We start from the raw sequence: 25,216 nt of genomic DNA, 5'->3' as shown, positions 1-25,216 counted from the left end.
GTCGATCATTCAGCCAGTTTCTGAGCGCGTGCGAGAAGCCGTTGCGCCCTGATCAGATGGGGACGATCGAGCATTTCGCCATCGAGGCCGATGACGCCGGCCCCCGGATTGGCCGCGAACAGCGCGACGATCTGCTCCGCCTTGGCGAGAGCGGCGGGCGAGGGTGAAAAGATCTCGTTGATCGGCGCGACCTGGGCGGGGTGGATCGCCATCTTGCCGGTGAAGCCGTCGCGCCGCGCCGCGAGGCATTCGGCGCGGAAGGCGGCCTCGTCGCGGAAATTGGTAAAGACGGTGTCGATCGCCTCGACCTGCGCAGCCGTCGCCCCGAACAGGGTCAGCGAGCGGGCAAGGCGATACGGATCGGTGTAAGCGCCATCCTCCAGCCGATTGGTCTCCGCGCCGAGATCGGCCGACAGGTCCTCGGCTCCCCAGGTCAGGGCCATAAGCCGGTGCGAGGAGCGGCTATAGCTGCCGAGCCCGAAGATGCCCTTGGCGCTCTCGGTGGCGATGGGCACAATCCGCGTGGTGCCGTCGGGCAGGTCGGTCTCCGCCTCGCGCACGGCGATCTTGGCGGCGAGATGGCCTACATCGGCGCCGCCTTCGGATTTCGGCAGCATGATCGCGTCCGGCGCACCGGGCATGACGGCGTCGAGATCGGCATCGCTCATGCCGGTCGCAAGACCGTTGATCCGCACGATCAGCAGCGGGCGCGCCGGCAACGGGCGGGTGGCATCCAGGAAGGCACGGGTGATCTCGCGCGCCTGTGGCTTGGCATCGAGTGCGACGGAATCCTCCAGGTCGAGGATCAGCGCGTCGGCGCCGCTATCCAGGCCCTTCTGCTGCTTCTTCGGGCTGTCGCCCGGCACGAACAGGAGCGAGCGCATGCCGTCAGACCGCGATCGTGGCCGGGGCGGGGCGCTTGCGCATGAAGGCCTGGCGCCGGCACTGGGCGACGAGCGTGCCGTCCTGCTTGTACGCCTTGTGCAGGAAGTCGACGATGCCGGCATCGGGCCGCGAGCGCGACTCGCGCTTGGCGACGATCTCTGTGGTGCAGTTCACGGTGTCGCCCTCGAAGAGCGGGGCGGGGAAGACGACGTCGGTCATGCCGAGGTTGCCGATGGTGGTGCCGACGGTGGTGTCGTTGACGGAAATGCCGATCATCAGCCCGAGCGTGAAGAGCGAATTCATCAGCGGCTTGCCCCATTCCGTCTCGGTCGCGCAGAAATGTGCATCGATATGAAGCGGTTGCGGGTTGAGCGTCATGTTGGAGAACAACATGTTGTCCATCTGTGTGACGGTTCGGGTCAGGCCGTGCTCGATCACTGCACCGACCTGAAAATCCTCGAAATAGATACCGCCGCGCTTGTGACGCACCACATCCGTCATCGACGCCTCCGCCTTCGCATCGCCCGCCGGCCAGATTGCCAGGCGTCCTATCGGGCGCGGGCCAATCCATCTCCTTGTTTGGCATCGGATCCAAAACTGGGGCCCAGTTTTCGGTCCGGTGCCATAGCCGGCACGAGAAGTCGTAGAATGCCATCCGCCGGGAGGGAAGCGGAAAGCGCAGCGTTAAGCTTCGGGGAGGGGCCTTAACGGTTCGCTTACCATAATGAAGCATTGTTTTGATTGCGCTTTCCGCAGTGCGTGGAAGCCGCATGCCGAAGGCTCGAGATGTTCCTGTTCACCACGCCGCAGACCCGCGACGCGCAGCCAGCCAATCCGGTCGTCAGCGCCATCCGTCAAGGCGCGGAGCGCACAGGTGCGGGCTTCGACTATCTGCTCAAGACGGCGCAGCGCGAATCTTCGCTGGAGCCGGACGCCAAGGCCAAGACGTCGAGCGCGACCGGGCTTTTCCAGTTCATCGAGCAGACCTGGCTGTCCATGGTGAAGCAGGAGGGGCCGAAGCAGGGCCTCTCGCAATATGCCGATGCGATCTCCGAGAGCGGCGGGCGCCTGACGGTCGCCGACCCTTCCGCGCGCGAGAAGATCCTGCAATTGCGCAATGATCCGCAGGTTGCCGCGCTGATGGCCGGCGCGCTGACGCAGAAGAATCGCGACCAGCTTGCCGGCGCCCTCGGGAGGCAGCCGCAGGCCGGCGAGCTCTATATGGCGCATGTGCTCGGTGCGCGCGGCGCTTCCGACCTGATCAAGGCGGCGGCCAGCGATCCCAACCGTGTCGCGGCGCGCGACTTTCCGGAGGCCGCAGCGGCCAACCGGTCGATCTTCTACGACAAGGCGGGCCAGGCCCGCAGCGTCCAGGAGGTCTATGGCGTGCTGGCGGCGAGCCATGCCAGCACCCAGGTCGCGGCCAATGTCACGCAGAACGCGCAGGCAGGGCAGGGCGATATTCCGCAGGCCGAGATCGCCGTCGGCTTGCGCGAGGGCCGCGCGAAGGGGCTCGTCGGCCTGTTCTCCACCAATGGTTCGCGCGATCCTGTCTCGAAGGCCGTCGCCAATCTCTGGACGACGCCGAGCCGGGGCGGCACGCGCGTGGCTTCGCTCGATGGCGGGGAGCGCTATTTCCCCCGCCCCGGTGCGACGTCGGCGTCGGATGCGAGCGCCTCGACCGGTAGCGCTGCGGCTGTCGATCCCGGCAAGATGGTCAACGCGCCGTTGCCGCCGTCGCGGCCGAGCGACCTGTCCCCGACCACGGCTGCGGTATCGCAGACGGTGGGGAAAGCGCGTCGTGGCCCGCTCGACCTGTCGTCCTTCATGATCCAGCGGGGGGGAGCATGATCGTTCGCCGTTTCCTGCTCTGGGCCCGGACCGCACCGGCCGAAGCGCGCGCTTCGGGCGCCGCCGCGCTAGCGGGCGCTTTTCTCCGCTCCGGCATGTCGGATGATGACCGCCGCGAGGCTGAAACGGCGTTGATCGCGCTGATCGACGATCCCTCGCCGCTGGTTCGACGGGCGATCGCCGAGGAAATGGCGCCCTCGATGCGTACGCCGCGCAACCTCGCGCTCGGCCTGATCGCCGATCAGAGCGATGTGGCGGCGCTGGTCTTGGCGCATTCGCCGGTGCTGACCGAGGCCGATCTGGTCGATGCGGCGGCGGTCGGCGACACGCTGGCACAGCGCGCCATTGCGGGGCGTCGCTGCCTGCCGGTCAGTGTCTGCGCGGCGTTGGCGGAGGTCGGTTGCGAAGAGGCGCTGATCACGCTTGCGGGCAATCGGACCGCGGAAATTCCCGACTTCTCGTTCGAACGCATGCTCGAGCGCTGCGGCGACAGCGGTGCGCTGCGCGAGGCGCTCCTGGAGCGGGGGGACCTGCCCGCTGGACTACGTCAGGTCATCGCTGCACGGGTGTCGGATACGCTTGCAAGCTTCGTCACCGGTTGCGGTTGGCTGACCGCCGAGCGCAGTGCCCGCCTCGCCCGCGAGGCCACCGAGCGCGTCGCCGTGGCGCTGGCGGCGGGAGGCGAGGCGACGGATGCACCGGCAATCGTCGAGGTCTTGCGCGCGACCGGGCGGCTGACGCCCGGCCTGATGCTACGTTCCCTCCTGAGCGGCGAGCCGGCGTTGGCGGAGGCCGCCTTCGTGTCGCTTTCCGATTTGCCGGCCGCACGGGTCGCGGCCTTGCTGCGGGACAGGCGTGGTGCCGGACTCAAGGCGCTGTGCCGCAAGGCCGGACTGCCGGCCGCGCTGGAACCGGCCTTCACGGCTGCAATCCTGGCGCTCAATGCCCGCGGCTTCGACGTTGGCGGTGCGCGGCACGGCATCGACCGCGACCTGTTGCGCGACGTCCTGATCGTCTGCGAGGCGATGGAAGGTTCGGAAGCCGACGCGCTCATGGCGCTGCTGCGACGCATGGATGCCGAAGCCGCCCGTGACGAGGCGAAGGCTCTGGCGGATTCATTCGCGGACGATGCGGCGCTTGCCCTGCTGATCGAAGCCGATCCGGCCTTCCTGGTCGAGCTCGAAGCGGCCGATCTCCGCGACGCGGCTTGAGGCCGGGCGCGGGCTAGTACCCGAACTGCTCGCGCAGGATGCGCTCGTCCAGGCTGTGGCCGGGATCATGCATCATGACGAGATCGACCGTGCGGTCGATCTCGATCGAAACGGAGCTGACCTCGTCGATCTGGGTGTGATCCGCAACGGCGCTGACCGGGCGCTTATCGGCTTCCAGCACTTCTATGAAAACTTTGGCATGGTCCGGCAGCAGCGCGCCGCGCCAGCGACGGGGACGAAAGGCCGAGATCGGCGTCAGCGCGAGGAGCGGCGCATCGAGCGGCAGGATCGGCCCGTTGGCCGAGAGATTATATGCCGTGGAGCCGGCAGGCGTCGCGAGCAGCAGCCCGTCGGCGATCAACTCCGACAGCCGCACCTGCCCATCGACCGAAATCCTAAGCTTCGCGGCCTGGTAGGAGCGGCGCAGCAGCGAAACCTCGTTGATGGCCTTGGCCTGCACCGTTGCGCCGTTGCGGTCGATGGCCTGCATCGAGAGCGGGTGCACGATGCTGCGCTGGGCGGCCTCCAGCCGCTTTCGCAGGCCGCGTTCCTTGAACTCGTTCATCAGAAAGCCGACCGAGCCGCGATTCATCCCGTAGATCGGTTTGCCGGTCCCGAGAAAGCGGTGGAGCGTCTGCAGCATCAGCCCGTCGCCGCCGAGCGCGACCACGACATCCGCTTCCGCCGGATTGGCGTCGCCATAGCGCTCGACCAGCCTCTCGAGCGCCGCCTGCGCCTCAGGCGTATCATTGGCGACGAAGGAGATCGCCCCGAATCGGTCGTTCATTGCGTGTCCTGAAGGGGCAGGCCCTGCGGCATCGGCGCAGGCTTAACACGACCGGGGGGCAAGTCGCGAGGCGGGGGGCGACAACAAAGTCGCCGTCATGAAAAGGCCGGGCTGCGCGCCCGGCCTCGATGAGAAGCGGCGAAACGGGGCTCAGATCGCCGGGGTCCACTGGACCGGGACCATCTCGAAGCCATTGCCGTCCTTCGCGATGTGTCCGACGGCCGGAAACGGTGCGTGATAGAAGGCGACCTGCATCCGATCGGCCGAGACCATGTCGAGCAGCTTGCGTCGCGTAGCGGCAGCCTGTGGGCCATCCATGTCGAAGACGGCCGACCAATCGGGGTTGCGCACGAAGAGCGCCGGATGATTGGTCGTGTCCGACATGATCATCAGCTTGCCGTTGCCCGAAGTGAGGGCGAAGACGGTGTGGCCGGGCGTGTGGCCGGGGGCGGCGATCGGGGTCAGCCCCGGCAAGATCTCCTTGCCCGGCTCGAACTGCTTCACGTCCTTGGCTACCGGACTGAAGACGCGTCGGACGCCGGCAAAGGCGCCCTTCATGGCCTCGGGTGCCGCGCTCATCTTGGCGTCGTCCATCCAGAAGGCCCATTCGGCGGCTGGCACCATGACTTCCGCATTCGGGAAGACGGCCGTGCCGTCCTTGAGCCGGAAACCGTTGATGTGATCGCCATGGAAATGGCTGAACACCACGGTCGAGACGTCCTTCGCATCGAAGCCGGCTGCCTTGAAATTCTTCATCCAGGTCCCGGAAGTCGGGGCGCCGGAATTGCCGTTGCCGGTGTCGATCAGCGTGAGCTTGCCGCCACTCTGGATGGCGAGCGTGGTGAAGGTGATGTTCAGCGCGTCCTGCGGCAGGAAGGCCTGCTCCATCGCTTTCTTGACGTCGCCGAGCTCCGCATTGCGAACGAACCCTTCCAGCGGGCGCTGGGCGAAGCCGTCGTTGATCGCGGTCAGCGTGATGTCGCCGACTCTGTAGCGATAGAAACCGGGGGCTTGATTCACGGGAGCTCCTTGCGCTTGGGCCAGACCGAGCCCTGGAAGGTCCAGGGTTGCAGCTGCGACGAGAGCACCTGCACCCGCCATCGCGGTCCGGCGCGAAAATCTTATATCCTGCATGGTGTTCTCCCCTCAGATTGCAGGCAGACTAGCGAGGGGAGGTTACCGTTCAACCGCGACGATGTGCCGATAGGTCAAGTTTCCGTGAGGCGGTTGGTGGGCTGGGTTGCGCAGGCAGCAGCGTCCGCGGCCCCGGTATCCTCTCCGTCCGCAGAATCGCGTCGCGCGAGGGCGCGCAGCATCGCGGCGCAAAGAGCAAGCGACCCCATCATGCCCTGGCCCGAGCAGTCGGCGACGAGGGCCTGGAACGCCGTGGCTTCGTCGCCGACCAGGCATTGCAGGCTCCAGCTCCACCCGGGCGCCTTCTGCCGCAGGAGCGAGACGGCGACGTCGATGTCGGCGCTGACCGCCCCGAGCGTCTTCCAGAAGGAGCCGTGCTGATAGATCCCGCCGGCCGGCGTGCGGCGCGTGGCGAGCCGTGTCGGCTTGCGCCGCACGGTGTATCCGAGCGCCTCGTAGATATCGGCATCGAGTGCCCGGTCGGGCTTGCCGGAGGCCTCGCAGCGTGCGGCCAGTGTCAGAAGATGAGTCCGGTCGTCCATTCCGGGTTCGCATAAGGGGCGTTGGGGGAGACGCCGCCTGATGGCGGCGGCGCGACCGAACATCTATCCCATGAAGGCGCGTGTCGGCCAGCCATCTGTGCATGGGCCGGTCGATCCGAGCTGCCTTCGCCGCGCGTCAGTAGCCGACGACGGTGCCGCGGGCCTGACCGCCGGGCACGCGGCAGGAACAGCCTGTGCCAAGCGGGGCGGGCGCATAGAGCGTGCAGATCCTCACCGGCGTGCTGCATTGGCCGCCGTCCGCGGCAGGTACGATCTCATAGGCCGGGTAGGCGGGGTAGGCAGGGTAACCGTAGGCCGGGTAGGCATAGGCCGGATAGGCCGCCACGGCGCCGAGGGTCGCAGCTGCGGCAAGGCCGGAAGCAACGCCCCAATAGGGATAGCCGCCCCAGCCCCCATAGCGCCGATAGGGATAGTAACCGCCCCGGAAATAGCGCGGGTAGAAGCCGCCGCCATGCCAGCCCCAGCCGCCACGCCAGGCGCCGCCATAGGGCCTCATGCCCATGCCGTAGCCGTGAAACCCGCCCGCACGGAAGCCGCCGCCTCCGAAACGATATTGAGCGGTCGCTGCGAAACCGGAGGCCAGCAGCAACGGCACAACAGATACGGCGAGAAGCAGAGAGCGACGCATGCGAACCTCCCCAGAGAACAGCATTCACCCCGAACTCTGAACGTTGCCCCGCGGCGCAGGTTCCATCGAGATCACCGCGTATGCCAGGGGCGGGATGCGATCAGTCGAACCAGCGCGACTGCGATTTGCAGCGGTAGCCGACAAAGCAGGCTTCCTGATCACGACTGGGCACCCAGGCCGGATCGAGCGATTCGTCGAACTGGCAGAAGCTTCGGTCCCGGACGAAGCGGTCATAGGTGAAGCCGCCTGTGCCCAGTACGATCGCACCATGCACCTGGACATCCCTCTGGCTGGCCGCACAAGGGCGCGTCACGGTGGAGGGGCGCGCCTGAGCCAGCGCGGCGCCTGCGTTCAGCACGAGAACGAGCGTGAGAGCGACGGCCTTCATCGGAGCCTCCCGATCTGTCGAGCCGGACTGACCCGCTTCGTCAGGACGTTCCCGGAGCGGGGCGGATGTCAATCCCGAAGCGGACTTCCTTGAGCCAGCCAAGGCTGCGATGCCATGGCAGCGGCTTGCCTGGATGTATCGCGATCGTATCCGTCTGGCTTGCGGCTGCCGGCACAAGGAAGCGCCGGGGCGCTTACGAGGCTGCAGCGAGTACCAGYAGGGCACCCATGATGTTGATCGTCGTCAGCAACCAGTGAGGCACGACCGCGGCGACGATTACCGGAACTTCGCCGTTCTCGAACATCGCCCCCTCGCGCCACGTTCCAACCCGCCGATTTCAAGAGATTTGTGGAAGCTTCGCAGCCCCCAAACGGGGGCATCTCGACGCGGTTCCGAGCGCGCCCCGGGGGACGTCGGAGCGAGGCGCCGGATCGTATCCAGCGCCTCGCATCAACATCTTGAAATCATTCCGGAATTCATTGGTGCCGGTGGAGAGGATCGAACTCCCGACCTTCGGTTTACAAAACCGCTGCACTACCGCTGTGCTACACCGGCGCTCCTGACTGCGCGGCCAGGATAGCCGCCGACGGAATTTTCGCGTCGGCGGTGCCGTAGCGGTTACCAGCCGATGGCAGCAAGAGCAAGCATCTCCGATGCTACTGTTGCCGTTCCGTCGCGCGGCATGCGTTCGCAATGGCGTGCGGGCCCGTTTCACGAGCGCTTTCCTGGCCTCATCGTCTGGCCGACAGGCCCGCGCATCGGACCAGGAAGCCCAATCCGCCTTTCGGAGAAATCCGATGCACCAACAAAGCGTTAGAGCGCTGCGTAGCGCCGGAAAGGACGCACGAGGATCTAGCTCACCGAGCGGATGATTTCGCGATAGGCGGCCTCGGGAAAGGCCTTGAGGGTCTGGGTGCGGACATTGCCGAGCATGCCCAGTTGCAAGCAGAAGCGGGCTTGGACCGCATCGTCCGGCGCCTCGCAGACGATCACCATGTCGTATTTTCCCATGGTCATGAAAAAGGCCTTGAACTCGCCGCCCATCTCCTTGAGCGCCTTTTTAGCGGCGTCGAGACGACTCGGCGAGGCGTTGACGTGGCGCGCGCCCTGATCGGTCCAATTGGCCAGCATGATGTAGGTCGTCATCGCGCTACTCCCTGAAACGGCCCGGCCTGTTCATCGGAAGTATCGGGCGGCGACCCGATCGTCGCCGCTGGTTGGGATGGCTCATGCCATCTGCCGGACCCTGACGTTAGGATAGCACGGCGAGCGGCGGAACAGCACGGCAAAGCCGCTTTGGGGCAGCGAGAGGAGTCCCGGGCGCGAGCACAGAGAAAAGGCCCCGCCCTTGCGGGCGGAGCCGAGAAGATCGCTTGAAGTGGCGCTTACTTCAGGATGTCGCGGTCCTTGGTTTCCGGCAGGAAGAGCAAGCCGATCACGAAGGTGCCGAGCGCCACGATGATCGGATACCAGAGGCCGGAGAAGATGTTGCCGCTGGCGGCCACGATCGCGAAGGCGGTCGGAGGCAGGAAGCCGCCGAACCAGCCGTTGCCGATGTGATAGGGCAGCGACATGCCGGAGTAGCGGATGCGGGTCGGGAAGAGTTCGACCAGCAGCGCCGCGATCGGGCCGTAGACCATCGTCACGAAGAGGACGAGCACGAACAGGATGCCGACAGCCTTCATGGCGCGGCCGTCGGTCAGCACCTGGCCGATCGAGGGCGTCTTCAGGATGGTCGCGTCACCCACCTTCGGATAGCCGGCGGCCTGGGCGGCGGTGATGAGATCCGCAGCTCCGCTCGGCGCATCCTTGCCGTTGATCGTTGCCTTGAGCGGCGAGCCAGCCGGGCCGGGCACGAGATCGTAGTGGATCGAGTTGGTGGCCAGCGTGCGGCGGACGACGTCGCAGGGCTTGGTGAAGGTGCGCACGCCAACCGGGTCGAACAGCGTACCGCACTCGGCCGGATCGGCGGTGAGGACGAGCTTCACGTTGTCGGTGGCCGCGATCAGCTTCGGGTTGGCCGTGCTGGCGAGCATCGTAAACAGCGGGAAGTAGGTCAGCGCCGCGATCAGGCAGCCGGCGAGCAGGATGGGCTTGCGGCCGATCTTGTCAGAGAGCCAGCCGAACAGGATGAAGAACGGCGTGCCGGCGAGCAGCGAGAGCGCGATCAGCAGGTTGGCGGTGGTGCCGTCGATCTTCAACGTCTGCGTCAGGAAGAAGAGCGCGTAGAACTGGCCGGTGTACCAGACCACCGCCTGGCCGGCGGTGCCGCCGAGCAACGCGATGATGCCGATCTTGGCATTCGCCCAGGTGCCGAAGGCCTCGGAGAGCGGGGCCTTCGAATGGGTGCCTTCTTCCTTCATCTTCACGAAGGCAGGCGATTCGGAGAGCTGGAGGCGGATCCAGATCGAGAAGCCGAGCAGGATGATCGAGAGCAGGAACGGAACGCGCCAGCCCCAGGCGGCGAAGGCTTCCGGCGTCATGCTGAGGCGCAGCCCGAGAATCACGATCAGCGACAGGAACAGGCCGACAGTCGCGGTGGTCTGGATCCACGAGGTATAGAAGCCGCGCCGGCCCATCGGGGCATGCTCGGCGACATAGGTCGCGGCGCCGCCATACTCGCCGCCGAGCGCGAGGCCCTGCAGCAGGCGGCAGGCGATGAAGATCGCGGGGGCGGCGTAACCGATGGTCTGGAAGCCGGGCAACAGGCCGACGAGGAAGGTCGAAATGCCCATCACGGTCATCGTGACGAGGAAGGTGTATTTGCGGCCGATCATGTCGCCGAGGCGGCCGAAGAACAGCGCACCGAAGGGACGGACCGCGAAGCCGGCCGCGAAACCGAACAGCACGAAGATGAACTTCGCCGTGTCGTTGTCGCCGGGCACGAAGGTCTGGGCGATGTTGGCGGCGAGCGAGCCCGCCAGATAGAAGTCATACCACTCGAAGACCGTGCCGGCCGACGAGGCAATGATGACTTTCCGCTCTTCCTTGGTCATCGGCCGAGGGGCAGCCCTCGAATCCGATGTTTGCGATGCCATGCTCATGGCGGTTGTCTCCCCTGGTAAAGCCCGGAAGCCGGGATGTCCCGGCCGGTTCCTTCCGCGCGGCTCGCGCTTCTGATGTGGCGATGACCGCGATGCCGGGTGGCGGACAAATCCCGCCACGCCAGGCTGGATCAGAGATTTGCGCGCGTATTGTCGCAGGGGCAATCGAGCACTTGGTCTTGCACCATTCGTCTTAAGACTATCGACGAGGCGGGCGGGCGACCAACGGCTGTGGAAAAGCTGTGGCTTTCCAGCAGACAAGGCGGCATTATAGTCCTCTTGGGGAGGCCTGACGAGATGCGGTGGAGGAAGCGCGCGATGTCGCGGCTTGCGATCGCCTTGTCATGTGGTTTCTGCGTCGCTGCGTCGCTATCGACGGGCACCTGGGCTGCCGGGCGCGGCGGCGGACACGGGATACCTGTCTCGATAGGCCACGGGCGGGCCATTGTCGGGCATCCCATCCAAGCCGCTCGGGCCTGGCGCGGCGCCGGCCGTGGTGCGCGGGGCTGGCATCATCGCCGCTTTGGCGGGAGTTCGCTGGGTTATGACTGGCCCTGGTACGATGTCGGCGGGCCGACAAGCGGTGTCAGCGTCATCGAGCAGCAAGCCGAGGCGCCGCAGACGATCGATCCCGACGCTTTCGAGAACCTGCCGGTGCGGGCCGGGATCCAGCGCTCGCCCACGCCAGAGCCGACCATCTACCGGCTGGAGGGGCCACGCTCGCGTCCGGTCGCTCGCATCATCCGGATTGGCGGTGCCGACGATGCCCGCGGCGGCGCCCGCAGCCGGTACGCCCATGCCGAGACGGGCGCATTGCTGCTGACGGTGCCGCGCCGCTGATCCGACTTCGCCCGCCCCGGCAAGCCTCGGCTGAGCCGGGGCTTCGGTTTCGTCTCTAGCGGCGGCTCGCGACGTAGAGCGCGATCGCGGTGGCGTTGGAGACGTTGAGGCTGGTGATCGCGCCGGGGACTTCGAGCCGTGCGACGTGATCGCAGAGTTCGCGGGTGCGCTGGCGCAGGCCCTTGCCTTCCGCTCCCATCACCATGATGAGCGGCCGCTTCAGCGCCACGTCGTCGAGCGCGACGTCGCCATCCGAATCGAAGCCGATGCGCTGGAAGCCGCGCTTGCCGAGCGTCTCCAACGCATCGCCGAGATTGCGGACGGAGATCAAAGGCACGTGCTCCAGCGCGCCGGAGGCTGATTTTGCCAGCACGCCGGTGGCCGCCGGTGAATGGCGGATGGTGACGATGACCGCCGCCGCGCCGAAGGCGGCCGCGGAGCGCAGGATGGCGCCGACATTGTGAGGGTCGGTGATCTGGTCGAGCGCCAGCACGACAGCGTCGTCCGGCAGACTGTCGAGTTCGGGCGAGGGCAGGGGATCGCAGACCAGATAAAGGCCCTGATGCACCGAATCAGGCGTGAGGAGCCGATCGATCTCGGAGGGGCGCACGATCTCGGCTTCCAGCGGCAACGTGCCCACCACCTCCTGCAATCGCCTCAGGCCGTTCTCGGTGGCGAGCAGGCGCCGGTGGCGGCGCTGCGGGTTGCGCAGGGCTTCGACCACGGGATGCACGCCGTAGAGCACGGCCTCGTCGATATCGCCGGGCCGATGCGGCGGCGGACCACCGGCGCCGCGGGCGCTGCCGGGTCTGCCGCCTGCGGGCCTGGCTTGTTTCGGACGGAATGGCGGGGCCATCGCATTCTCCAGATTGACCGGAGTGCCGTGCCATGGCGCGAGGCGCTTGGCCAGAGCCAAGCGCGCGGCGTGGACGGATCGCTGAGGAAAGGAGCGACCATGACAGAAGACAGAGACCGGCTGATCGTCCTCACCGGAGGGCCCGGCTCAGGCAAGACGACCCTGATCGAGGCGCTGGCGAAGCGCGGCCATGCCGTGCAGCCCGAGGCCGGCCGGGCTGTTATCCGCGACCAGCTGGCGATGGGTGGCGAGGGATTGCCATGGAAGAATCGAGCGCTCTTCGCAGAGCTGATGCTCGCGGCCGATCTGCGCAGCTACGATGAGGCGCGCGGACAAGGCAAGCTTGTCTTCTTCGACCGCGGCCTGCCCGACATCGCCGGCTATCTCACGCTCTGTGGATTGCCGGTGCCACCGCATGTCGAGGCGGCGGCCGAACGATTCCGCTATCGCAGGACCGTATTCGCCGCCATGGCCTGCGATCTTCGGGCAGGATGCCGAACGCAAGCAGGACTTCGCAGAGGCCGTGCAGACCTGTGAGGCGATGGCCCGGACCTATCCGCACTACGGCTACGATCTCGTCGAATTGCCGCGGGAAAGCGTCGAAATCCGTGTCGGTTTTATCCTGCAGCGCCTCGGCGTTGCGAGCTGAGCGATTTCGGGCCGGGTTGGCTTCACAGTGAATTCGCATCTCCGGTCTTTTTGCCGTTGACAGGGCGCGGCCCGGTCACCATAAGTCCGGCCGCGCCTGCCGGTCGTCGCGAAAGTGACATATCGGTGGCCCTCGGCCCCACAGGCCGATCATGGGCGCAGGCGGGGGAATGTCCCGAGCGGCAAAGGGGGCGGACTGTAAATCCGCTGGCTATGCCTTCGCAGGTTCGAGTCCTGCTTCCCCCACCACCCATCTCCTTCAAATTCGAAATGGCTCGGCTTCTGCCGCTGATGCCATGTCGAGAGCGGGCCTGAACCCGCTCCCGACGAAAGCAGCCGCCATGCTCTACCGCAGCGGCGGAGCATAGAGCACGCCGCCCATGCTCCAGAGTTGGTTGAGGCCGCGCGGGATACCGAGCTTCGAGCCGGTCCCGAGATTGCGCTCATAGATCTCGGCGTAGTTCCCCGTCGCCTTGACCGCCCGGATCGCCCAGTCCGAATCGAGCCCCATGGCCTTGCCGAAGCCGCCTTCCGCGCCGGTGAAGCGGCGTGCATCGGGTTTCTGCGATTTCAGGGCCTCGTCGACATTGGCGGTGGAAATGCCGAGTTCCTCGGCGTTGACCAACGCGAAGTTCACCCACTTCACCACGTTGAACCAGGGGAAGTCGTCGCTGCGCACCACCGGCCCGAGCGGCTCCTTCGAGATCACGTCCGGCAGCACGATCGCATCCGCGGGCTTCGCCAGCCTGAGTCGCTCGCCGTGCAGCGCCGACTGGTCGCGGCTCAGCACATCGCATTGTCCGCCCTCGAAGGCGGCGAAGGCTTCCGCCGCGCTCGGATAGACCTTCTCCTCATAGGTCATGGAATTGGCCTTGAAGAAGTCGGCGAGGTTGAGCTGCGTGGTGGTGCCGCCCTCGACGCAGATCTTCGCCTTGTCGAGGGAGAGCGCACTGTCGACCTTGAGCGAACGCTTCGCCAGGAAGCCCTGCCCGTCGTGATAGGTTATGCCGGCGAAGGCGAGGCCCAGTTCCGCTTCGCGGCCGAGAGTCCAGGTCGAGTTGCGTGCCAGCAGATCGACCTTGCCGCCCTTCAGCGCGTCGAAGCGCTCGCTCGCGGAGAGCGGGGTGAAGGCGACCTTGTTCGCGTCGCCGAGGACGGCGGCCGCGACGGCGCGGCAGAAATCGACGTCGAAGCCGTTCCATTTGCCTTCGGCGTCCTTGGCCGAGAAGCCGAGGACGCCTTCGCTGACGCCGCATTGGAGCGTGCCGCGCTGCTTTACCGTCTCAAGCGTGCCTGCCCCTGCCGGGGCCGCCAGCGTGGCGGCCAGCGCGGCGCCGGCGGCGAGGCCGGGCAGGCGAAACCATGAGGCCTTTGACATGGCTCTCTTCTCCCTTCGGATTCGGTTGCGCACCGCGCCGGTCAGAGCGTGGCGTTGTGGCGGATGATGACCTTGGTCCCGACCGGGACGCGCTCGTAGAGGTCGATGATGTCGCCATTGGCGAGCCGGAAACAGCCGGAGGAGATCGCCTGGCCGATCGTCTCCGGCTGGTTGGTGCCGTGGACGCGGAACACGGTCGAGCCGAGATAGAGGGCACGCGCGCCCATCGGGTTGCCGGGGCCGCCGGCCATGAAACGCGGCAGATAGGGCTGGCGCTGCAGCATCTCCGGCGGCGGGCGCCAATCCGGCCATTCGGATTTGCGGCTGACCTGGACCTGGCCGGACCAGGTGAAGCCCTCGCGGCCCACACCGATGCCGTAGCGCAGCGCGCGGCCATTGCCCTGCACCACGTAGAGGAAGCGCTCGCCGGAATGGATCACGACCGTGCCGGGCGCCTCGTTGGAGCGGAACAGCACCATCTGGCGGGCATAGGGGCCGTCGGTGATGGTCACTTCCTCGGTCGAGATGCGGCCGGGCTCGTCGCCGATATCCATCGTCTCCTTCATCGCCGCCGGCGCGCGCGGCTGCGCCAGGGAGGCGCCGGAGAGGGCGAGCAGCGGCAGGCAGGCGAAGCTGGCAGCGAGGCCGATGCCGGCGAGGGTCTTTGAGAGGTTCATGTCCCGTCAGCTCCAGATCAGCAGCGGCTGTAGACGAAGGTGCCGTAGCGCCGGTTCGCGTCCGGATCGACGAAGCGCATCACCAGCTCCTTCTGCGAAACCGAGAGCAGCTCGCGATCTTGCGGATCGCCGGCCGGCGCCTCGAAGCCGACATAGCTCTTGCCGCCCGGGCCGGCCTTCAATCGAAGCTCATAGGGCTTGGGGTCGTCGGCGACATGCATCATCACGCCGTCGCCGGGGCCCTTCGTGATCGTATAGGGTTGCTTGCATTGTGCCCGCGCTTCGGCCTCGGTGCGCTTGCGGTCCTTTTCGGTGTGGAAGGAGGCGATGCCCCAGCGGCCCACCAGCGCATCACGCGTGACATTGGTCGGGGCCGGGGCGGTGTCCGCGACGCTCGCCACCGGCGACAGCGTCTCGCCGCCGCCACAGCCTGAGAGCAACAGCGCCAGAAGCAGGCTTCCGCTCAACGAACCGATTCCGGCACCGGAACCTCCGGCCCTAAACCCTAGCTGTCTCATCGGTCCTCCATCGCGATTGGTCAGAGTCGAAGCGATGCATCATGGTGAAAGGCAAAGGGGTGGCCGATGCTAGGACAGCATGGCCCTTGTCATTGATCCTGGAGCTGGTGATCGCGTGGCGTCCATCGGCTTCCCGGAGGGCCCCCTGGCCAGAGATGCAGCAGCACAGCCGCAAACGCGATCGGGATCAAGCCCCTTTGCCCTTCTTTCATCGCCGGAGCTATCCGCCCCGGTTGTCGTATGGGTCGTTGGCGGGGCGATCGGCGCCTGCCCGAGCCCGCGCCCGCGCGGCCAGATCCCGCTTCAGGGCCGCGAGTTCCTCCGCCGACCAGCGGCCGGGGCCGAGCACTGCCGTCCACGCCTCGACATAGTGTTCGGGCGCGTAGACATGGCCGTAGCCGATGGGGGTGCTGGTCGCCACGGCCATGTCGAGCGCCAGCTGCAGCATCGTGACGATCGGATACCAGCGCAGCTCGGACGACACGTCCGGCCCGCGTGGCGACTGCATCCAGGCCGGCTGCCGGTAGGCGTCGCGATAGTCGAAGAAGACGATGGGGTCGCTGGCATATTGCAGATAGACCAGCCGCATCGGCCCCCAGGGCCGGTCGGGCGGGACCGTAGGGCCGTTCTGGTTCATGAAGCGCACGATGCGCCCGTCCCCGAATTCGGGGAGCCATTGCGGCGTTCCCGGATTGCGGGCCTCGGTGATCGAGCGCCAGCCGCGGGTTTCGAAGGGCGGGCCGCTCCAAAGCGCGCCGTCGATCGGATCGCCGATCATTTCGAACAGCTCTGCGGATTTCTCCGAGTTCATGGCCCCAAGGCTGAGGCCGTGCAGATAGAGCTTCGGGCGCGTGTCGTGGGGCAGGGCGGTCCAGTATCGATAGATTTCGCGGAAGAGCGCGCGGGCCGTCTCGGCTCCGTATTCCGGCTGGGTCAGAAGGGAGAGTGGGCTGCTCAGATAGGAGTATTGCACCGCGACGCTGGCGACGTCGCCATCGCGAAGATGCTCGAGCGCATCCATCGCGGAGGGATCGACCCAGCCCGTGCCCGTCGGCGTGACGACGATGAGCGTCGAGCGGGAGAAGCCGCCGACGCGCTTGAGTTCCTCCAGGGCGAGCCTGGCCCTCGCTTCCGGCGTTTCGGCGCCGCGCAGGCCGACATAGACCCGGATCGGCTCCTGGGCGGGGCGTCCGGTCTGTTTGCTGATGCTCTCGGCAGTCGGGCCGGCGGCGATGAATTCGCGGCCGGCGCGGCCGAGCTCCCGCCAGTTGACGAGCGAGGCCGGGCTGCCGGTCTTGTTCGGAGCGGTCGGCCGGGCGCGCTCCGGCTCGAGCAGGGCATCGAGCTCGCGATAGGATGAATCCAGCACGCGGAAGGCCGCGCTCGCCAGAACGTTGCTCGCCAGCGACCAGAACAAGAGCGCGGCGAGGCCGATCCCGATGATGTTGGCGAGCCGAACGGGGATGTATCGCCGGATAATTCCGACAAGCCAGGCGGCCAGCCGCTTGAACAGGCGCGCGATGACCAGGACCAGCACGAAGGTCGCGAGCGCGACAAGGCAGAGCTTGGCCGGGTGTGAGCTCGGTAGCAGTGGCAGGCTGAAGACGGCACGGACCGAGTTCTGCCAATCCCCCGCCTTCCAGAGAAACCACAGTGCGATCAGCACCGACAGGGCAAGGATCACGGCATTCGCCGGGCGCCGCAACCGCGCCGAAGGCTCCGACAGTTCGAGATAGCGCCAGAGCTGCCGGGACGAAACGCCGAGGCCATAGCCGATCGCAAAGCAAATGCCGGCTAGCGCTCCTTGCGTCAGATAACTGCGGGGCACGAGGGTGGGCGTTAGGGCGGCTGCGAACAGCAGGGTTCCCAGCGCCAATCCCACACCTGACAGCGACGCCAACTGCCCGCGAATCCAACGCCCCAGCACGCTACTCCCCCCGCACGGGACGCCCGGGCTGATCCCCGACTGCGCTCCCGCCGGGCGAAGGTAGCCGCGGCCGATCGCGCCTGGCAATGCGCGCCATGCAGGGGGGACGTACCGCGCGACCATGGCCCCCGCGCTTGGCATGGCTGTATCAGGATATTATATAGATGCTTATGACAAGCATGCCTACAAAGCCGCCACCGACCGTGGGCTTCCTCCTGCACGATGTCGCGCGCCTGCTGCGCAAACGCTTTGAGCAGAACGCCCGCGACACCGGGCTGACGCGCTCGCAATGGCAGGTGCTCGCCTATCTCGACCGAAATGCCGGCATTCAGCAGGGGATGCTCGCCGAGCTGATCGATGTCGAGCCGATCACCGTCGGCCGGATCGTCGACAAGCTGGAGAGCTGCGGGCTCGTCGAGCGCAGGCCGCATCCGACCGACCGGCGCAGCTGGCAGCTTTACCTGACCGAGAAGGCCGGGCCGACGCTCGATACAATGCGCGGGCTCGGCGAAGTCACGCGGGCCGAGGCGTTCGGTGCGATTCCGGAAACGGAGCGCGCGCGGCTGCTCGGCCTGCTCGAAACCATGAAAGAGAATCTCGTGGCTGCCTGCCAATCGCCGGCCGCCGAAGGACAGGCCCGCCATGGATGACGTTGCCAGAAGAGCCGATGCCGGCACGACAAGCGCTTCCGACCCGGAGATGCGCGGCAACGTGACCGAGATCAAGCGCGCCGGAGAGGCGAAGGCGCCCGCTGCGCCCGCCGACAAGACGCCCGAGACAGCGCCCATCGCGACATCCGGGGTTCCGGCAGCGCGTCCTGGCCCCAATCGCAAGCGCCAGCTGCTCTTCGCGCTGCTGCCGATCGCCCTGGCCGCGGGCGGCTATTACTACGTCACCGGTGGTCAGGTGATGTCGACGGACAATGCCTATGTGCAGGCCGATATCGTCGGCATCTCGACGGATGTCGCCGGCATCGTCAGCGAGGTCGATGTCCGCGACAACCAGCCGGTGAAGGCCGGCGAAGTGCTCTTCCGGCTCGACGACAAGCCGTTCCGTTTCGCGCTGGAGCGGGCCGACGCGCAGATCGGCGTGGTCAGCAACGATCTCGAGGCGCTGAAGGCGACCTACAAGGGCATGCAAAGCCAGATCGCCCAGGCCGGGAGCGATATCGCGTTCTTCCAGACCACGTTCAAGCGCCAGCAGGATCTCGCCACCAAATCCGTCGCGTCGCAGGTGACCTATGACCAGGCCAAGCACGATCTCGACGGCGCGCAGCAGAAACTGGTGCAGTTGCAGACCCAGCTCGCCGGCATCGCCGCCGGCCTGAACGGCAACCCGGATGCTCCTGTCGAGGAGCATCCGCGCTATCGCGATGCCGTCGCCGCTCGCGCCGAGGCTGCGCGACAGCTCGACCACACCGTGGTGCGTGCGCCGATGGACGGCATCGTCACCAACGTGCCTTCGCTGCAGAAGGGGCAGTATCTGGCGGAGGCGACCAACGCCTTCAGCCTGGTTTCCACCGATCATGTCTGGATCCAGGCGAACCCCAAGGAGACCGAGTTGACCTGGGTCCGGCCCGGGCAGAAGGCCGAGGTCTATGTCGACACCTATCCGGGCGCGAACTGGAGCGGCACGGTCGACAGTATCAGCCCGGCTTCGGCGGCAAGCTTCTCGCTGCTGCCGGCGCAGAACACCAGTGGCAACTGGGTCAAGGTCGTCCAGCGCATCGCCATGCGGGTGAAGATCGAGACGCCGCCCGACAGGCCGCAACTGCGCGCCGGCATGAGCGTGACGCTCGATGTCGACACCGGCCATGCGCGCGGCCTGCCGGACTTCGTCGGCTCGGCCATGGGTATGAGCAAGACCCCGGGCATGAGCAAGAATCCGGGCATGAGCAAGAACCCGGGCACGAGCAAGAAGACAGAGAACAACCATGGCTAGCGCCATCGCCGCGGCAGCGACCCCGGTCGCCAACCGCGGCGCCATCACTGCCTGCGTCATCCTCGCGGTGATCATGCAGGCGCTCGACACCACGATCGCCAATGTCGCGTTGCCCTATATTCAGGGCAGCGTCTCGGCGAGCGCCGACCAGATCAACTGGGTCCTGACCTCCTACATCGTCGCGGCGGCAATCATGACGCCGCCCTCGGGCTTCCTGGCCGCTCGCTTCGGGCGCAAGCGGGTGCTGTCGGTGGCGATCATCGGCTTTGTCGTCGCATCGATCCTGTGTGGCGCGGCGCAGTCGCTGCCCCAGATCGTCGGCTTTCGTTTGATGCAGGGTTTCTTCGGCGCGGCGCTGGTGCCGCTGTCGCAGAGCATCCTGCTCGATATCTACACCCCGGAGGAGCGCGGCTCGGCCATGGCGCTGTTCGGCGTCTCGGTGATGGTCGGGCCGGTGCTGGGGCCGGTGATCGGCGGCTGGCTGACCGAGAACATCTCCTGGCGCTGGGTCTTCTACATCAACCTGCCGCTCGGCATCCTGGCTTTGGTCGGCGTCTCGATCTTCGTCAGCGAGACCAGGTCCAGCGCTTCCGCCAAGCTGGACTGGATCGGCTTTGGCGCGCTCAGCATCGCGATCGGCGCGCTGCAGCTCTTCCTCGATCGCGGCGCGCAGCTCGACTGGTTCGACTCCTTCGAGATCATCGTCGAGGCGACCGTCTGCGCCGCGGCGCTCTACATCCTCGTGGTGCACACTTTCACGGCCGAGAACTCCTTCATCAAGCCGCGGCTCTTCCTCGACCGCAATTTCTGCGTCGGGCTGATCTTCATCTTCATCGTGGGCATCTGCTATCTGGCGTCGCTGGCGCTGATGACGCCCTATCTGCAGACGCTGATGGGCTATCCGGTGGTGACTGCCGGCGTCGTCATGGGACCGCGCGGCCTCGGCACCATGGTCTGCATGTTCGTGGCCGGGAAGCTGATCGGCAAGGTCGACACGCGCATCCTGCTCGGCTCGGGCCTCTTGGTCAGCGCCTGGGCGATGTACGACATGGCCGGCTGGACGCCTGACGTATCGCAACAAACCATCATGCTGACCGGCTTCCTGCAGGGGGCTGGGCTCGGGCTTCTGTTCGTCCCTCTGACGACGATCACCTTCGCGACCTTGCCGGCGGAGTATCGCGGCGACGGCACCGGCCTCTACAACCTCTCGCGCAATATCGGCTCGAGCGTCGGCATCTCGCTGGTCGCCTATCTGCTCACCCGCAACGTGCAGGTGAACCATGCCGAGATCGCGAATTACGTCACGCCGTTCAACCGCATCTTCGATACGCCGGCGATCAAGGAGGCCTGGGATCCGCTGAAGCTCGCGGGGCGCGCCGCGCTCGACGAGGTCGTGACGCGTCAAGCCACGATCATTTCCTATGTCGACGACTTCAAGCTGCTGATGATCCTCTGCCTTGCCGCGCTGCCTTTCCTGGCGCTGCTGCGCACGCCTCGAAAAGAGGCCGCCGCCCCGGCCGACGACCATGCGATGGTGATGGAATAGCATCGCGCGCGAGCCGGCGGCCGGGTGGAGCTGACCTTAGGTTAACCTTGTTCGGCCAAACTCGGCGGAATGTTCACCTTGGGCTTTTGCGCAGATCGATTTCAGTCGATTATCATTGCGTCGGATTAACGCAATTTTAACGCTATGAGCCCGTGCCATGCGACCAGAGCGCGTGCATCGAATTCCCACCCCGTTCCGCATCTCCAGCCCGGCTCGCGTGCCGCGGGCGGCGAACGACAATGTTCCCGAAAACCGGGCGAGCTTGGCGAGCTTTTTTGCCGGGCGGTCCGTGATCTTCGGGACGCTGGTGTTGGCGCTGGCGATCATGTTCGGCTGCGCCGTCTGGCTCGGGCGGGGCATCTGGCACCTGTTCTCATAAGAGGTGCGAGCCGGCCATCCTTGCCGGCCGCTCTTGCCGGCGCGAAGCCGCGCAATGCGCGGACAATGGCGCGCCGACCCGGCCTGGTCGTAACAAGGCCTGACAATGCTTCATATAATCAATAGGTTATAGGCGGTTCCCGAAAGGTTGATTCAAGTCGCCTGGCCCGCGTCTAACGCGCGTTGGTGAAAGCCTTGCGGCTGAAGACGGTTCTGAGCAGGATCGCGACATCAAGCCAGAACGACCAGTTGTCGATGTACCAGTGATCATAGGCGACGCGCTTGGCCATCTTCTCGTCGGTATCGGTCTCGCCCCGAAAGCCGTTCACCTGAGCCCAGCCGGTGATGCCCGGCATGACGTTGTGACGGCGCGCATAGTTGGCGATCCTGCGCTGGAACTCGACATCATGGGCAAGCGCATGCGGCCGCGGTCCTACCAGGGACATGTCACCGGCAATGACGTTCAGAAGCTGGGGCAGTTCGTCGAGATTGTAGCGGCGGAGAAACCGCCCGACTCTGGTGATACGGGGATCGTTGCGCTTGGCCTGGATGACGACCTGCCCGTCATCGGTCGTGGTCATGGTCCGGAACTTGAAGATGCGGAACGCCTGCTGGTTGAAGCCATAGCGACGCTGCCGGAACAGGATCGGGCCGGGCGAGTCGAGCCTGATCAGGGCGGCGATCATGATGAGGAGCGGCAGGGTCAGCACCAAACCCGCGACTGCCGCGACCATGTCGAAAGCGCGCTTGGCTGCGATCTCTGCCCCAGATAGCGGCTGCCGGGTCAGGCGCAGGCTGGAAAACGAGCCGGAGCGTACGAAATGCGGCGTCTCAAAACGCTCCATGATTGGCTCGGGCGCGAGATGGATCGCGACCGGAAGATTGGTGAAGGCGCTGACGCAGGCCTCGATCGTCTGCTGTTCCGACCAGGGCAGGGCGATGAGGACGGCATCGGGCCGCCCGGCCCGGCAGTTTGCCACGGCGGCGGCCAGATTGGCCGCGAGTTCCGCCCGATTGCCATTCCGGCCGGGTTTAAGGAACGCAACGTCGGTGATCGCGAAACCGACATGCCAGGGTTTGTGCCGGGCGACGAAGGACATCACGTTGTCTTCCTGCCCGATCAGGAAGACGCGCTCGGCCGTGATCCGGCCTGCCTTGCTGCCGGCTGCGACCCACCGGGCAAGAAGAGAGCGCGAGAGCGCGATCACCGGTATTCCGGCGAAATAGGTCGTGAAAATGACAATTCGCGAGTAGTGCCCGGTGATCTTGGCAACGAAGATCAACGCCAGGAACGCGACCATCGTGATGTTCCAGACGGAGAAAGCCGATGCGATCTGTCCCTGGGGCGAGAGGTAGTTTTTGAGCTGATAGCGCCCTTGCATCAGATTGATGAAGACGAAGATCGTCATCAACATCGCTGCCAGCTCGGGGGCGGCGCGATCCATGCCGATTTCATGCTGGGTTACCAGGTAATAGGTGGCCGACGCCCCCGCAACGAGAGAGCCGACGACGAACGCGTCGCTCGCTGCGGTCAGCGGCCCGAGCCAGTGCCGCCAGAGGCGCCGCCGGCTTGCGGACGTCGTCAGCAGCGTGCTGTCCAGATCGTTGACGCTCATGTCACTCCGCCCCAGATCCGAGCTGCAGCGACGCCCTGTCCCAATGCGGGACGCGGGCGCGCAGCGGATCGTCTTGAAGGCTGAGGTGGCAATGCCTGTGCCGCGGGCCGCTGGACCAGATCGGAACACCGGATCGAGCAGGCCCGACGTTCAGAAGGCGTTGCGGAAGCGCCGGAGCATGTATTCGAAGGAGCTTGCCATGGCGGAGCCGATAACCGCACCCATGATCTTGACCAGCGCGTCATGAGGCAGCCCGTGACGGGTCATCTCCAGCGTCTGCAGCCATTCCAAACCGGCGGCCAGAGCGACCAGGCCAGGCAGCACGAGCCAGCGTTGGCGCGGGTAAGCGAAGGTCAGCAACGCGCCAGCGGCGAGATAGGCAAGGAAGCGTTCGACGTCCGGCCCCAGATTCAGAAGGTGTGGCCGGGCATCGATCGGCGACAATGTCGACACGATGATCACGAGGAGGGCGGTCCAGCCGATCAGCACGGCGGCGCGGCGCAACTTGTCGAGGGAGGCGTTCAAACCGGGACTCCGAATGCTGGCGGGACGCGCAGCAAGATTTAGGCCAGCACTGTCAGAATCGTTTCGCGCCGATGCGCAGCTATGCCTTTATGGCAAGGTAAAAACGGCGAAGCAATGGCATAGGGCAAAACTGTGTCATGTCTTCGCGCCGGCTATGCTGTCGCAAGGGCGCCGGGACAGCGTGTCGGCGATGAAGGGGAGAGATTTCATGCTGAAGAGTTCTGCCGCATCGCCGGCGGCGCGGATCGCGCGCGGCGCCAAGGCGATCTATGCATCTCCTCGCTGATGAGCTGGTTCCAGCCTGAGGCCGCGCCGCTCCAATTGCGCTGGCCGACTTATCCCCGGCGCCGGCAACCGCTCGATAATCCCCCTCGCGACAGCCCGGCGCTGCATCCCCTTCGCGAGGCCTCATGACCGATACCCCCCGACTTTCCTTGCCCCTGCTCGCAGCCGGGCAGGCGCAGAAGCATGTGACCCATAACGACGCCCTGATGCGGCTCGATGCCCTGATCCATCTGGTCGTCGACAGCCGCACGCAGGCCGCGCCGCCGGCTTCGCCGACTGAGCTTTCCGCCTATATCGTGCCGCCGGGCGGCGCGGGTGTCTTCGCCGGCCGGACCGATCAACTGGCGCTGTTCGAGGATGGCGGCTGGACGTTCCTGACGCCGCGCAAGGGCTGGCAGGCCTGGATCGCGGATGAGGCGGAGCATAATCTCTGGACCGGTACGGAATGGCGGCGCGCCAGCCCTCTCAGCAGCCTCGGGGCCGAGCGCTGGGGGATCAACGCGACGGCCGACGCAACCAATCGTCTCGCCGTGTCCTCCGAGGCAAGCCTGTTCAACCATGCCGGCGGCGACCATCGCCTCAAGATCAACAAGGGCAGCGCCGGCAGCACCGCGAGCGTCCTGTTTCAGAGCAACTGGTCGGGGCGGGCCGAGTTCGGCCTATCCGGAGACGACGATTTTCGGGTCAAGGTCAGCGCGGATGGCTCGTCCTGGCACGATGCAATCGCGATCGATCGCGGGACGGGCGGCGTGGCGCTCCCCGGCTCGGCCTGGGCGGCCGGACCAGACTTCCTGATCAATGGCGATATGCAGATCAACCAACGGGGCTTTGGGGGCGGTGCGCTCGCGGCGGGAAGCTACGGCTTCGACCGCTGGAAGGCGGCGAGCGGGGGCGCCAATCTTTGGCGCAGCGGCTTCGCGATCACGCTGAATTCCGGCGGAATTGTGCAGGTCGTCGAGCCGGCGCTGTGGGGCCTTGCCTCTTTTGCCGGTTTGTCGCTGACGCTTTCCGTAGAAGGGCTGAGCGGCGGCAATCTCACGGTCGCCATCGCCAGCCAGTCCGGCACGATCACGGCAGGCGCAGGCCGCCGCTCGGTGACGCTGACGCCGGCTGTGGGGGACACGGGCGCCTTGACGGTACGGTTGTCCCCGAGCGCCGGGACGGTCAACTTCGCCCGCATCAAGCTGGAGCAGGGGAGTATCGCTACTGCTTGGCGCGCGCGCCCGCTCGCGATTGAGCAGATGCTGTGCCGACGCTACCATTGGCGACCGGACGGGCAGATCCTGCTCGACGCCTACCAGGCCCCGGCGGCGGGCTCTCGCCAGAGCATCGGGATGCCCGTGCCGATGCGGGCGACGCCGGCTGTCAGCTTCTCGGTCTCGCAGGAACTCAACGTGCAGGGCAGCGACCGCGGTGTCGTCGCCCAGTCGCTCGAACGCGCCTATGCCCATGTCACCGCGCAAGCGCTGGGGCGGGTGCGGGCGGCGTTCGACGCCGTCGCCTTCGATGCGGAGCTGTAAAGCAGCGCGTCATGCTCGGGCTTGACCCGAGCATCGCGGGAAGATCGGTTCTGGAGCCTCGTTCGGCAGG

General features: G+C 66.3%; 26 protein-coding genes and 2 tRNA genes. 11 read left to right on the top strand and 17 right to left on the bottom strand.

From position 1 onward, the window contains the following. Positions 1-5: 5 nt before the first annotated feature. Entirely contained in the window at positions 6-884 is an 879-nt protein-coding gene (locus AC1DE3_RS00345; RefSeq protein WP_476779288.1) for an HpcH/HpaI aldolase/citrate lyase family protein, read from the bottom strand. Positions 885-888: 4 nt separating this feature from the next. Further along, complete coding sequence (locus AC1DE3_RS00340) at positions 889-1,422, bottom strand: MaoC family dehydratase (RefSeq protein ID WP_476779361.1); 534 nt, start codon at positions 1,420-1,422, stop codon at positions 889-891. 249 nt (positions 1,423-1,671) lie between these two features. Here AC1DE3_RS00340 and AC1DE3_RS00335 point away from each other — a divergent pair, with 249 nt between their 5' ends. Then, entirely contained in the window at positions 1,672-2,736 is a 1,065-nt protein-coding gene (locus tag AC1DE3_RS00335; protein WP_476779289.1) for a lytic transglycosylase domain-containing protein, read from the top strand. Further along, positions 2,733-3,947 (top strand): DUF2336 domain-containing protein, encoded by a 1,215-nt coding sequence (locus AC1DE3_RS00330; protein ID WP_476779290.1) that lies wholly within the window; start codon positions 2,733-2,735, stop codon positions 3,945-3,947. Before AC1DE3_RS00335 ends, AC1DE3_RS00330 begins: the two co-directional genes overlap by 4 nt. A gap of 13 nt (positions 3,948-3,960) precedes the next feature. Here the strand turns inward: AC1DE3_RS00330 and AC1DE3_RS00325 are convergent, their stop codons facing one another. The 8 genes from AC1DE3_RS00325 to AC1DE3_RS00290 all read right to left on the bottom strand — a co-directional run bounded on the left by AC1DE3_RS00325 (position 3,961) and on the right by AC1DE3_RS00290 (position 10,443). Then, positions 3,961-4,734, bottom strand: a complete 774-nt coding sequence (locus AC1DE3_RS00325; RefSeq protein ID WP_476779291.1) for an NAD kinase — start codon at positions 4,732-4,734, stop codon at positions 3,961-3,963. Between the two features lie 150 nt (positions 4,735-4,884). Then, complete coding sequence (locus tag AC1DE3_RS00320) at positions 4,885-5,754, bottom strand: MBL fold metallo-hydrolase (protein ID WP_476779292.1); 870 nt, start codon at positions 5,752-5,754, stop codon at positions 4,885-4,887. Positions 5,755-5,942: 188 nt separating this feature from the next. After that, complete coding sequence (locus AC1DE3_RS00315) at positions 5,943-6,410, bottom strand: hypothetical protein (protein ID WP_476779293.1); 468 nt, start codon at positions 6,408-6,410, stop codon at positions 5,943-5,945. A 136-nt stretch (positions 6,411-6,546) separates the two neighbouring features. Next, positions 6,547-7,059, bottom strand: coding sequence for a hypothetical protein (locus AC1DE3_RS00310; protein WP_476779294.1), 513 nt, complete (start codon positions 7,057-7,059; stop codon positions 6,547-6,549). A gap of 100 nt (positions 7,060-7,159) precedes the next feature. Further along, complete coding sequence (locus AC1DE3_RS00305; RefSeq protein WP_441512903.1) at positions 7,160-7,447, bottom strand: hypothetical protein; 288 nt, start codon at positions 7,445-7,447, stop codon at positions 7,160-7,162. A 480-nt stretch (positions 7,448-7,927) separates the two neighbouring features. Further along, a tRNA-Thr gene (locus AC1DE3_RS00300) sits at positions 7,928-8,002 on the bottom strand. A gap of 297 nt (positions 8,003-8,299) precedes the next feature. Then, positions 8,300-8,593, bottom strand: coding sequence for a GYD domain-containing protein (locus AC1DE3_RS00295; protein ID WP_441512902.1), 294 nt, complete (start codon positions 8,591-8,593; stop codon positions 8,300-8,302). A 239-nt stretch (positions 8,594-8,832) separates the two neighbouring features. Next, positions 8,833-10,443 carry an MFS transporter gene (locus AC1DE3_RS00290; protein WP_441512901.1) on the bottom strand — a complete coding sequence of 537 codons (1,611 nt, stop codon included), beginning with the start codon at positions 10,441-10,443 and terminating at the stop codon, positions 8,833-8,835. 366 nt (positions 10,444-10,809) lie between these two features. On the opposite strand from AC1DE3_RS00290, the gene AC1DE3_RS00285 reads away from it, so the two are divergent. Beyond that, positions 10,810-11,331 carry a hypothetical protein gene (locus AC1DE3_RS00285; RefSeq protein WP_476779295.1) on the top strand — a complete coding sequence of 174 codons (522 nt, stop codon included), beginning with the start codon at positions 10,810-10,812 and terminating at the stop codon, positions 11,329-11,331. 55 nt (positions 11,332-11,386) lie between these two features. Here AC1DE3_RS00285 and rlmB read toward each other — a convergent pair whose 3' ends face one another. Continuing rightward, complete coding sequence (gene rlmB, locus AC1DE3_RS00280; RefSeq protein WP_476779296.1) at positions 11,387-12,187, bottom strand: 23S rRNA (guanosine(2251)-2'-O)-methyltransferase RlmB; 801 nt, start codon at positions 12,185-12,187, stop codon at positions 11,387-11,389. A 99-nt stretch (positions 12,188-12,286) separates the two neighbouring features. On the opposite strand from rlmB, the gene AC1DE3_RS00275 reads away from it, so the two are divergent. Continuing rightward, positions 12,287-12,724 carry an AAA family ATPase gene (locus tag AC1DE3_RS00275; protein WP_476851895.1) on the top strand — a complete coding sequence of 146 codons (438 nt, stop codon included), beginning with the start codon at positions 12,287-12,289 and terminating at the stop codon, positions 12,722-12,724. A gap of 275 nt (positions 12,725-12,999) precedes the next feature. Then, positions 13,000-13,084 (top strand) — tRNA-Tyr (locus AC1DE3_RS00270). Between the two features lie 97 nt (positions 13,085-13,181). On the opposite strand, the gene AC1DE3_RS00265 is transcribed toward AC1DE3_RS00270, so the two are convergent. The 4 genes from AC1DE3_RS00265 to AC1DE3_RS00250 all read right to left on the bottom strand — a co-directional run bounded on the left by AC1DE3_RS00265 (position 13,182) and on the right by AC1DE3_RS00250 (position 17,308). Further along, entirely contained in the window at positions 13,182-14,213 is a 1,032-nt protein-coding gene (locus AC1DE3_RS00265; protein WP_476779298.1) for an amino acid ABC transporter substrate-binding protein, read from the bottom strand. A gap of 41 nt (positions 14,214-14,254) precedes the next feature. Continuing rightward, complete coding sequence (locus AC1DE3_RS00260) at positions 14,255-14,890, bottom strand: L,D-transpeptidase (RefSeq protein ID WP_476779299.1); 636 nt, start codon at positions 14,888-14,890, stop codon at positions 14,255-14,257. A gap of 17 nt (positions 14,891-14,907) precedes the next feature. Next, positions 14,908-15,357 (bottom strand): hypothetical protein, encoded by a 450-nt coding sequence (locus AC1DE3_RS00255; protein ID WP_441512895.1) that lies wholly within the window; start codon positions 15,355-15,357, stop codon positions 14,908-14,910. Between the two features lie 271 nt (positions 15,358-15,628). Next, a complete protein-coding gene (locus AC1DE3_RS00250) occupies positions 15,629-17,308 on the bottom strand; it encodes an alpha/beta hydrolase (RefSeq protein WP_476779300.1) in 1,680 nt (559 codons plus the stop codon). Between the two features lie 191 nt (positions 17,309-17,499). On the opposite strand from AC1DE3_RS00250, the gene AC1DE3_RS00245 reads away from it, so the two are divergent. From AC1DE3_RS00245 to AC1DE3_RS00230, 4 genes are all read left to right on the top strand, one after another. Continuing rightward, positions 17,500-17,985 carry a MarR family winged helix-turn-helix transcriptional regulator gene (locus AC1DE3_RS00245; RefSeq protein WP_441512893.1) on the top strand — a complete coding sequence of 162 codons (486 nt, stop codon included), beginning with the start codon at positions 17,500-17,502 and terminating at the stop codon, positions 17,983-17,985. Next, positions 17,978-19,276 carry an HlyD family secretion protein gene (locus AC1DE3_RS00240; RefSeq protein ID WP_476779301.1) on the top strand — a complete coding sequence of 433 codons (1,299 nt, stop codon included), beginning with the start codon at positions 17,978-17,980 and terminating at the stop codon, positions 19,274-19,276. The genes AC1DE3_RS00245 and AC1DE3_RS00240 overlap by 8 nt, the downstream gene beginning before the upstream one ends. Continuing rightward, positions 19,269-20,822, top strand: coding sequence for a DHA2 family efflux MFS transporter permease subunit (locus AC1DE3_RS00235; protein WP_476851894.1), 1,554 nt, complete (start codon positions 19,269-19,271; stop codon positions 20,820-20,822). Before AC1DE3_RS00240 ends, AC1DE3_RS00235 begins: the two co-directional genes overlap by 8 nt. A gap of 157 nt (positions 20,823-20,979) precedes the next feature. Further along, entirely contained in the window at positions 20,980-21,201 is a 222-nt protein-coding gene (locus AC1DE3_RS00230) for a hypothetical protein (RefSeq protein ID WP_441512890.1), read from the top strand. Between the two features lie 172 nt (positions 21,202-21,373). Here the strand turns inward: AC1DE3_RS00230 and AC1DE3_RS00225 are convergent, their stop codons facing one another. Together AC1DE3_RS00225 and AC1DE3_RS00220 are read right to left on the bottom strand one after the other, a co-directional pair. Beyond that, positions 21,374-22,816, bottom strand: coding sequence for an undecaprenyl-phosphate glucose phosphotransferase (locus AC1DE3_RS00225; protein WP_476851893.1), 1,443 nt, complete (start codon positions 22,814-22,816; stop codon positions 21,374-21,376). Between the two features lie 150 nt (positions 22,817-22,966). After that, the gene (locus AC1DE3_RS00220) at positions 22,967-23,341 is read right to left on the bottom strand and encodes a VanZ family protein (RefSeq protein ID WP_441512888.1); all 375 of its coding nucleotides are present in this window, start codon (positions 23,339-23,341) and stop codon (positions 22,967-22,969) included. A gap of 13 nt (positions 23,342-23,354) precedes the next feature. Here AC1DE3_RS00220 and AC1DE3_RS00215 point away from each other — a divergent pair, with 13 nt between their 5' ends. After that, on the top strand, positions 23,355-23,627 hold the full coding sequence (locus AC1DE3_RS00215) for a hypothetical protein (RefSeq protein ID WP_476779304.1): 273 nt from the start codon (positions 23,355-23,357) through the stop codon (positions 23,625-23,627). A gap of 124 nt (positions 23,628-23,751) precedes the next feature. Further along, on the top strand, positions 23,752-25,146 hold the full coding sequence (locus AC1DE3_RS00210) for a DUF2793 domain-containing protein (RefSeq protein WP_476779305.1): 1,395 nt from the start codon (positions 23,752-23,754) through the stop codon (positions 25,144-25,146). Positions 25,147-25,216: the final 70 nt, after the last annotated feature.

The sequence above is a fragment of the Allobosea sp. 10L417 genome (assembly GCF_056395485.1).
Note: the sequence above shows the minus strand (reverse complement) of the source record. Positions and strands in the feature narration are given on the sequence as shown.

Bases quoted from the DNA above. Each gene is read 5' to 3' on its own strand.
- AC1DE3_RS00295 (WP_441512902.1), bottom strand. From the start codon at position 8,593: ATGACGACCTACATCATGCTGGCCAATTGGACCGATCAGGGCGCGCGC.
- AC1DE3_RS00225 (WP_476851893.1), bottom strand. From the start codon at position 22,816: ATGAGCGTCAACGATCTGGACAGCACGCTGCTGACGACGTCCGCAAGC.
- AC1DE3_RS00310 (WP_476779294.1), bottom strand. From the start codon at position 7,059: ATGCGTCGCTCTCTGCTTCTCGCCGTATCTGTTGTGCCGTTGCTGCTG.
- AC1DE3_RS00230 (WP_441512890.1), top strand. From the start codon at position 20,980: ATGCGACCAGAGCGCGTGCATCGAATTCCCACCCCGTTCCGCATCTCC.
- AC1DE3_RS00305 (WP_441512903.1), bottom strand. From the start codon at position 7,447: ATGAAGGCCGTCGCTCTCACGCTCGTTCTCGTGCTGAACGCAGGCGCC.
- AC1DE3_RS00315 (WP_476779293.1), bottom strand. From the start codon at position 6,410: ATGGACGACCGGACTCATCTTCTGACACTGGCCGCACGCTGCGAGGCC.
- AC1DE3_RS00330 (WP_476779290.1), top strand. From the start codon at position 2,733: ATGATCGTTCGCCGTTTCCTGCTCTGGGCCCGGACCGCACCGGCCGAA.
- AC1DE3_RS00235 (WP_476851894.1), top strand. From the start codon at position 19,269: ATGGCTAGCGCCATCGCCGCGGCAGCGACCCCGGTCGCCAACCGCGGC.
- AC1DE3_RS00240 (WP_476779301.1), top strand. From the start codon at position 17,978: ATGGATGACGTTGCCAGAAGAGCCGATGCCGGCACGACAAGCGCTTCC.
- AC1DE3_RS00215 (WP_476779304.1), top strand. From the start codon at position 23,355: ATGCTGGCGGGACGCGCAGCAAGATTTAGGCCAGCACTGTCAGAATCG.
- AC1DE3_RS00245 (WP_441512893.1), top strand. From the start codon at position 17,500: ATGCTTATGACAAGCATGCCTACAAAGCCGCCACCGACCGTGGGCTTC.
- AC1DE3_RS00345 (WP_476779288.1), bottom strand. From the start codon at position 884: ATGCGCTCGCTCCTGTTCGTGCCGGGCGACAGCCCGAAGAAGCAGCAG.
- AC1DE3_RS00265 (WP_476779298.1), bottom strand. From the start codon at position 14,213: ATGTCAAAGGCCTCATGGTTTCGCCTGCCCGGCCTCGCCGCCGGCGCC.
- AC1DE3_RS00290 (WP_441512901.1), bottom strand. From the start codon at position 10,443: ATGACCAAGGAAGAGCGGAAAGTCATCATTGCCTCGTCGGCCGGCACG.
- rlmB (WP_476779296.1), bottom strand. From the start codon at position 12,187: ATGGCCCCGCCATTCCGTCCGAAACAAGCCAGGCCCGCAGGCGGCAGA.
- AC1DE3_RS00260 (WP_476779299.1), bottom strand. From the start codon at position 14,890: ATGAACCTCTCAAAGACCCTCGCCGGCATCGGCCTCGCTGCCAGCTTC.
- AC1DE3_RS00285 (WP_476779295.1), top strand. From the start codon at position 10,810: ATGTCGCGGCTTGCGATCGCCTTGTCATGTGGTTTCTGCGTCGCTGCG.
- AC1DE3_RS00325 (WP_476779291.1), bottom strand. From the start codon at position 4,734: ATGAACGACCGATTCGGGGCGATCTCCTTCGTCGCCAATGATACGCCT.
- AC1DE3_RS00335 (WP_476779289.1), top strand. From the start codon at position 1,672: ATGTTCCTGTTCACCACGCCGCAGACCCGCGACGCGCAGCCAGCCAAT.
- AC1DE3_RS00210 (WP_476779305.1), top strand. From the start codon at position 23,752: ATGACCGATACCCCCCGACTTTCCTTGCCCCTGCTCGCAGCCGGGCAG.
- AC1DE3_RS00275 (WP_476851895.1), top strand. From the start codon at position 12,287: ATGACAGAAGACAGAGACCGGCTGATCGTCCTCACCGGAGGGCCCGGC.